A 4,503-nucleotide genomic window follows, 5' to 3' on the forward strand; every position below is an offset into this window, starting at 1 on the left:
CTGCGACATTCTCGAAACCGGAAATGACTCCTGGCGCTTCAAACAGCGCAAGAAAATCAGCGCCCAAACTGATCAATATTGAACGCTGTTACCTGTTCAATATTCGACGCTGATTGACATTCTGGCCTCCTAAGGAAAAGGGTTACTTGCGATAGAAGACGTTGATACGTGCCACATCGTTCATGTAATCAAGCGTAGTGATCTGATAGGACATGACCCCTTAGGCTCAAGTTTCAAGCGCAACACCCGGAGCCCGTAGGGCGTAGGATGTTGCGATGGACAGACGAAACAAGCACCTCAGCAGCGAGGAACGTGGCGTGATCTTCTCCGAGCAGCATAGAGGCAGCAGTCAGGGTGCGATCGGTCGGCTTCTTGGTCGCCCCGCCAGCACGATCTGCCGGGAACTGGCGCGTGGACGACAGGCCGATGGGTCCTATTGCCCAACGGCAGCCCGGCGCGTTTATGACGAACGCCGCATGCGCTGCCGACGCGCGCGCAGGCTGGTCGAGGGTTGCGCGCTTTATCGTTTTGTTCACGACCATCTCGTGCATCGGCGCTGGTCACCGGAGCAGATCGCGCAGAGACTGCGGGTCATGAAGCCCGATGACCCCTCGGCCCGTGTGAGCCACGAGACCATCTACGCCGCGATCTACGCCCAGCCACGCGGCGGGTTAAAGGCTGCGATGGTCGAAGCCCTGCGGCAGGCAAAGCCCGCGCGTGGTCGCCGACGCACGACGCTGGCGGGCAGCGCCATGGTCCCGGAATCGCTGCGTATTATCAACCGCCCCGAAGAGATCGAGGCGCGCCTGGTGCCGGGCCACTGGGAGGGTGATCTCATCAAGGGCGCCTTCAACCGCTCGTTGGTGGGCACGCTGGTCGAGCGCAAGACCCGCTTCGTTGTTCTGTGCAAAATGAAGGGCAACGGCGCCGATGCCGTGCTCGACAGCTTCACCCGCCAGTTGAAACGCCTGCACGTGGCCCTGCGCAAGAGCATGACCTACGACCGCGGATCCGAGATGGCCTGCCATCCCGAACTGGCCAGGCGGCTGAAGATCGACATCTGGTTTTGCGATCCCCACGCCCCCTGGCAGCGCGGCTCGAACGAGAACACGAACGGCCTGCTGCGCCAGTTCATGCCAAAGGGCACGAACCTCGGCGACGCCAGCCAGACCTGGCTCAACGATGTTGCAGCCCTGATGAACAACCGCCCGAGGAAAACCCTCGGCTGGAAAACCCCCGCCGAAGCCATGGCCGACGAACTCGCGGCCTTCAGATCAACCGTTGCGCTTGAAACTGGAATCTAAGCCCTCACCCCCAGCCGCTTCGATAGATCGACCCGCATTCGGGCAGGATCTGACAGGGCATCGTGATCGATCTTATCTAGCGTGATCTTGATCCCGTAGATCGAGGCGAGGATTTTCGGATGATCCACAAGCCATGCGCCGATGACCACCAGCGCAGCAACGATGGCGACAAAAGGGCAGCACCGTGCCTTGCACGGCAGTGATCACAGCCAGTGCGATGGAGCCAAAAAAGTAGGCAATCTCGATTTTTGTAATCGGTTCCGAGCGCAGGGTGAATAGCGCCAGAATAGCGAACAGACCAAAGCCGGCCGCTACCGAGAATTGGACTGCCCCCAAAACAGGGCGGATTCAAGTTTCAAGTGCAACGGTTGATCTGAAGGCCGCGAGTTCTTCGGCCATGGCTTCGGTGGGGGTTTTCCATCCGAGGGTTTTTCTGGGTCGGTTTTTTATCAATGCGGCGACGTCGTTGAGCCAGGTCTGGCTGGCATCGCTGAGGTCGGTGCCCTTGGGCATGAACTGGCGAAGCAGGCCGTTGGTGTTTTCGTTGCTGCCACGCTGCCAGGGCGCGTGAGGGTCGCAAAACCAGATGTCGATCTTCAGCCGCCGCGCCAGTTCTGGGTGGCAATCCATCTCGGATCCGCGGTCGTAGGTCCTGCTTTTACGCAAGCTGACCGGCAGGCGTTTCATCTGACGGGTAAAGCTGTCGAGAACCGCCTTGGCCCCATTGCCGTTCATTTTGCACAGAACGACGAAGCGGGTCTTGCGCTCGACCAGCGTGCCCACCGACGAGCGGTTGAAGGGGCACTGTCAGAGAAAAATTCTTGCGTGAAGGCTGGCGTGCACATTCCGACGCATCGGGCCGATCAGTCCGACAACATCCGGTCAGTCATTCCGGAGTATCCGGCCACCTGAGGAACGTTGCCCCGTCCATCACCTGAGTTTTCTGGCTAGCGTTTTCCGCACCTTGCCATCTGTCGGCCTTGCCGGGTGCGAAGCGGATCAGTCCCGACCGGACCTCACGCCAGTGCGATCGGGCCGCTCGACGCTCCGCTCCCTTTCCGCCGAAACGACCATAGTGCCCCAAGGCCCGCCATCAGCGCCCAACCCGCCGCCGGCAGCGGAACGGGATTAGGCTGGGTCCCGGTAAGTTTCGTCAGCTTGTAACGGTAACGCTCCGGACCCATCGTCGTCGTCGCGCCCCCTGCGCCCGCAAAGAACCACGAGGAGAAGGTGCCATCCGCAAAACCGGTAGCAACCGGAATGGAGAGCAAAGCATAGTAATGCTTGAATGCGATATCCACACCGCCGAAAACCAGCATTTCCGTGTCACCAAGCAGCTTGTTATTGTCCTTGTCGTCAAAAGTTACCGAAAAGTTCGAGAAACCGCCCGCACCAGTCCCCAAGGCAATGGTTGCATCCAGTTGATAAGTTGAAGCGATTGCATGCTGGCCAAGAGCCGCTGACAGCAAGACCGCTGCGCAAGTGACTTTCATATTCATGTCGTTTCCTTCCGAAGTAATGGAACCGATTTTATTCGACATTCCCCAATTGGCCTGTCACGTGAAGTCAAGGCTACCTGAAATCGCCCGCTGATCAAGTGTTTTTCGCCCCGTGCCTTGTCCACTTCCGCCAGACCTGCAGAAAGCGGACAGATCGGGCCGTGACTCCGCATCATTCTGGCCTGGCAGCGACGTTCTTTGGCGCGCCGGACAAATCTGTCCTGCCGCTTTCGTTCGCACTCGGGCAGTTTCAGCGTCATGCACATGACGGTGGCGCTCGCAATCGACGAATGGCTGCTAAGATGGCCCGCAAGATAGGGCCTGTGACCGCCACCTCGGCCAGTTGGAAGGTGATGGCACCCGGAACTGGCGCGGCGGCTGAAGATCGACATCTGGTTCTGCGATCCGCACGCCCTCTGGCAACGTGGCAGCAAAGAAAACACCAACGGCCTGCTTCGTTAGTTCATGCCCAAGGGCACCGATCTGAGCGACGCCAGCCAGACCTGGCTCAACGATGTCGCCGCATTGATGAATAACCGCCCGAGAAAGACACTGGGCTGGAGAACACCCGCCGAAGCCATGGCCGACGAAATCGTGGCCTTCAGATCAACCGTTGCACTTGAAACTTGAGTCCAAGCTCCCCGATCTTTGGACATGTCCGCCCGCGCGGGGATGAGCCGTTAATCATGTGGATGGTGCCAGCAGGCACATGCTGTTCCCCGCCCACGCGGGGATGAACCGCCGACCACAATCAGCGGTTGCGGGATTACCGACTGTTCCCCGCCCACGCGGGGAGGAACTGCAGTTGGTGTAAGACAAACGCACGCTCGTCTCAGTTTTCGCTATTCAACAATCCGTTAGGCCGTGAGAAGACCGCGCCACTCGGCGAGAGCGGCGGTGCGATTGGCTTTGAAGTCCCGTCGGCTGGAGGGCGTGCGTTCCCAGGTGAAATGATTATGGACCGAGGCATGAACGGTGGCGAAATTTTGCAGTTTCCGTGTACGACGAAAGCAGATCATCGCTTGCTCTGGTCTTCGGGACAGGCTGCGTGAGTTTCCTGCCGTATCCGGCAGCACCAGCCCGCAGTGGTGGGCTAGCCGGCGGCGGCGTCCGCCCCGATGGCAATGGCGGTAAATGCGAATACTTCAAATGCCGGGACTGAACACCTAGGTGTTTGGACTTGCGTCGCGGTCTCGATGCGCCTTGATCTTTAGCCCTTGTCCAAAGACAACGATTTCATAAGCTGGGAGCACCTATTGAAGGAGAGCGTGATATGACGACAGAACTTAGCATCGTTCCAGCGCGACGTGGGCGGGCCGTCCATCTGGCAAAAGGCCAGGCAATCCAGATCATCAATACTCATGGTCATCAGGTCGTCGACACATGGTGCTTCATGGCCGACGATCTCTCGGAGTACTTGTCGATGGAACACTTGCACGCCAGCTTGCAAGGGATTTTCCCAGCCAAAGGCGATGCCCTTGTGACGAACCGACGTAGGACGATTCTGATCCTGGAGGAAGATACTTCTCCCGGGCGTCACGACACAGTCATAGCGGCGTGCGATGTGCATCGCTATGCTGCGCTAGAGCAAGTCGCCGTTCATATGATTCAGGCTTCCCATCTTGGACGGTTTCTGATTCCCTGATCTTTCCAGATATAGGGGATCGAGATGGGCAAATCACATCCTATGGAGCTTCGCA

The 4,503-nt window shown here is 58.6% G+C and carries 4 protein-coding genes and 2 pseudogenes; 3 read left to right on the forward strand and 3 right to left on the reverse strand.

The window, feature by feature from the left end:
• Positions 1-275 precede the first annotated feature (275 nt).
• Complete coding sequence (locus tag ACP7AP_RS23950; protein WP_426038397.1) at positions 276-1,304, forward strand: IS30 family transposase; 1,029 nt, start codon at positions 276-278, stop codon at positions 1,302-1,304.
• A 72-nt stretch (positions 1,305-1,376) separates the two neighbouring features.
• Here the strand turns inward: ACP7AP_RS23950 and ACP7AP_RS23955 are convergent, their stop codons facing one another.
• From ACP7AP_RS23955 to ACP7AP_RS23965, 3 genes and pseudogenes are all read right to left on the reverse strand, one after another.
• Positions 1,377-1,640, reverse strand: a complete 264-nt coding sequence (locus tag ACP7AP_RS23955) for a DUF4956 domain-containing protein (protein WP_426038399.1) — start codon at positions 1,638-1,640, stop codon at positions 1,377-1,379.
• A gap of 12 nt (positions 1,641-1,652) precedes the next feature.
• Positions 1,653-2,102 (reverse strand): annotated as a pseudogene (locus ACP7AP_RS23960) (IS30 family transposase); the annotation flags it as partial.
• Between the two features lie 218 nt (positions 2,103-2,320).
• Entirely contained in the window at positions 2,321-2,845 is a 525-nt protein-coding gene (locus tag ACP7AP_RS23965; protein ID WP_426038401.1) for a VPLPA-CTERM sorting domain-containing protein, read from the reverse strand.
• A 315-nt stretch (positions 2,846-3,160) separates the two neighbouring features.
• Between ACP7AP_RS23965 and ACP7AP_RS23970 the strand changes: the two are divergent.
• A pseudogene (locus ACP7AP_RS23970) lies at positions 3,161-3,433 on the forward strand (IS30 family transposase); the annotation flags it as partial.
• 643 nt (positions 3,434-4,076) lie between these two features.
• Positions 4,077-4,448: a DUF1989 domain-containing protein gene (locus ACP7AP_RS23975; protein WP_426038403.1), complete on the forward strand. Its 372-nt coding sequence runs from the start codon at positions 4,077-4,079 to the stop codon at positions 4,446-4,448.
• Positions 4,449-4,503: the final 55 nt, after the last annotated feature.

The sequence above is a fragment of the Cypionkella sp. TWP1-2-1b2 genome (assembly GCF_049896245.1).
GTDB lineage: Bacteria > Pseudomonadota > Alphaproteobacteria > Rhodobacterales > Rhodobacteraceae > Cypionkella.

What these genes read in the sequence shown, in the direction of transcription:
- ACP7AP_RS23975 (WP_426038403.1), top strand. Translation starts at nt 4,077, where the DNA reads ATGACGACAGAACTTAGCATCGTTCCAGCGCGACGTGGGCGGGCCGTC.
- ACP7AP_RS23965 (WP_426038401.1), bottom strand. Translation starts at nt 2,845, where the DNA reads ATGTCGAATAAAATCGGTTCCATTACTTCGGAAGGAAACGACATGAAT.
- ACP7AP_RS23950 (WP_426038397.1), top strand. Translation starts at nt 276, where the DNA reads ATGGACAGACGAAACAAGCACCTCAGCAGCGAGGAACGTGGCGTGATC.